Source organism: Nocardiopsis sp. TNDT3, assembly GCF_003427465.1.
Taxonomy (GTDB): Bacteria; Actinomycetota; Actinomycetes; order Streptosporangiales; family Streptosporangiaceae; genus Nocardiopsis; species Nocardiopsis dassonvillei.
Map to the genome: position 1 here is coordinate 1 of NZ_QPFC01000900.1, position 2,208 is coordinate 2,208.

3 protein-coding genes and 1 tRNA gene are annotated in these 2,208 nt (G+C 67.3%); 3 read left to right on the forward strand and 1 reads right to left on the reverse strand.

Annotation, left to right across the window (positions count from 1 at the left end; translation table 11 throughout):
• Positions 1 to 61 precede the first annotated feature (61 nt).
• Positions 62 to 559, reverse strand: a complete 498-nt coding sequence (locus tag DQW06_RS21290; protein WP_013156079.1) for a YajQ family cyclic di-GMP-binding protein — start codon at positions 557 to 559, stop codon at positions 62 to 64.
• A gap of 232 nt (positions 560 to 791) precedes the next feature.
• On the opposite strand from DQW06_RS21290, the gene DQW06_RS21295 reads away from it, so the two are divergent.
• The 3 genes from DQW06_RS21295 to DQW06_RS21305 form a co-directional block, all read left to right on the forward strand.
• Positions 792 to 873 (forward strand) — tRNA-Tyr (locus tag DQW06_RS21295).
• An 807-nt stretch (positions 874 to 1,680) separates the two neighbouring features.
• Positions 1,681 to 1,932, forward strand: coding sequence for a hypothetical protein (locus tag DQW06_RS21300; protein WP_013156080.1), 252 nt, complete (start codon positions 1,681 to 1,683; stop codon positions 1,930 to 1,932).
• Between the two features lie 56 nt (positions 1,933 to 1,988).
• Positions 1,989 to 2,208: hypothetical protein (locus tag DQW06_RS21305; protein WP_117199170.1), on the forward strand; the 220-nt coding region annotated here is incomplete at its 3' end.

Genomic DNA, 2,208 nt, shown 5'->3' on the forward strand with positions numbered 1-2,208 from the left:
CCCTCGGGGACGGGCGGCCGTCGTGCCCTCGCCGCCGGCTACGCCTGCCGGTCCGCCACCGCTAGCGGTAGTTGACGAACTGGAGCGCCAGGTCGAAGTCCTTCTCCTTGATGAGGTTCTGGACGTTCTGGAGGTCGTCCTTCTTCTTGGAGCTGACGCGCAGCTCGTCGCCCTGGATCTGGGCCTTGACGCCCTTGGGGCCCTCGTCGCGGATCAGCTTGGAGATCTTCTTGGCGTCCTCGGAGGTGATGCCCTCCTTGAGGCCGACGGGAAGGCGGTACTCCTTGCCCGAGAGCCGGGGCTCGTCGGCGGGGTCCAGGATCTTCAGGGAGAGCTTGCGCTTGACCAGCTTCTCCTTGAAGACGTCCAGGGCGGCGTTGACCCGCTCCTCGGAGTTGCCCCTGACCTCGATCCCGTCCTCGCCCTGCCAGGCGATGGTGGTCCCGGTGCCCTTGAAGTCGAACCGCTGGGCCAGCTCCTTGGCGGTCTGGTTCAGCGCGTTGTCGACCTCCTGACGGTCGAGTTTGGACACGACGTCGAAACTGGATTCGGCGGCCACGTTCGCTCACACCCCGCTAGGTCTTCATGGGTCGCGGGCGCCCGTGGACGCCCGCGTGGGTTCTCGTCGGTCCGCGCCGGATCCCGCGCGGACGGTCCTCAGAGCTTAGCCGCGCGCTGGTCGGGCGCCCGACGTGCCCGGTCGGGGCGCGCCCGGACAACCGATTTCAGGTTCGGGCGGATCATCCGCTATTCTCGGTGATGCGCCGCGACGAACACGTCGCCGCAGCCCAGGCAGGTTGCCCGAGCGGCCAATGGGAGCGGACTGTAAATCCGTCGGCTTTGCCTTCCAAGGTTCGAATCCTTGACCTGCCACACGGGGAGAAGGCCCCGGTGACCAGCACGAACGCTGGACACCGGGGCCTTCTCGCGTTCCCGGTCGTCCACGGCTGTTCACGGGTGTCCGTGGAACAGCTGCGGAACGCTCCCAGACGGCGCTCCCGGGCGTCCGCGCGGTCCGCGCCCGCCCCGCGCCCGTCCCGGGCCTGTCGCGGCCGCCCGCGCTGGCCGTCGTCCCCGGGGCCGACCGAGGCGGCCCGGGGTCCCCGCGCGGCGGCCCTGGCGCGCCTCCGCTCCGGCGCGGGTGTGACGCCCCGCAGTGGGGGAGACGCGGGTCACATCCCCCTCGCCCCCTGGTGGGTCGGAGGGCGTTCCGGACCCCGCGCGGCGCTGTTTTCCGGATTCGGCCGGTCGCGGATTCATCGCGGTCGGGACACGGGCGGATAACGCGAATGTCCGCTCTCCCTTCGGTGGAACCGAGGGCCGGTCACGTGCTCGAATGAGGTCTGACCTGCGGTTTCGCTGTTGTCCTTGGAGGGCTGGCGCGCCGACCCCGTCCCTGCTGTGCTGATAGCGGATGGTGTGTCCGCTTCGCCGGTCCGGATCCGTCTTGGCACGGCGTCGGCCCTTTGGGTGGGTCGAGTGGAAAGAAAGCCAATGTGGCCATTCGCGGTCAGCACGAAAAGAATGGTCGAGACAATCTGGACAAAATGCTTCGCGAGTTTCGGCGTTGACAAAAACTGGGGGCCGGATGATGATTGCCCCAGTCCACCGCGACACAGGTGCAACAAGCGCCTGAGTCTTTTTCTGTCAATACCTCGTAACCGATTCTCGGGGGAAGTCATGTTCAAGAAGATGGCCGTTGCTGGCCTGGTCGCCGGTGCCGCGATGGGCGCGCTCCTCATGGGAGCCCCGGCTCACGCCAGTGGTTCGCACGGTGGTGACCAGCAGTTCAACCAGAACCTCCAGCTGGTTCCGATCCAGTCCTGCAACCTGCAGGCCAGCGTCGGCCTGGTCGCCGTGACCGTGCCGGTCCTGTCGCCGCAGACCACGGGCGACTGCACCAACGGCCCCGTCGGCACCAACATCAGCTAGTTCCGGCAATCCGTCCGCAAGAAACGCTATCTCAAACTTTCTCGAAGGGTAATTCAATGCTGCGTAAGCTCGGAGTTGTCGGCCTCGTCGCTGGTGCCGCTTTCGGTGTCGTCCTCGCCGGTTCCCCGGCCTCCGCCAGCGGTTCGCACGGCGGCGACCAGCAGTACAACCAGAACCTGCAGGCCATCCCGGTCCAGCTGTGCAACACCGACGCCACCGTCGGCCTGGTCGCGGTCACCATCCCGATCCTGTCGCCCGACACCACCGGCGACTGCA

Coding starts and splice junctions, on each gene's coding strand:
- DQW06_RS21300 (WP_013156080.1), top strand. CDS start 1,681: ATGTTCAAGAAGATGGCCGTTGCTGGCCTGGTCGCCGGTGCCGCGATG.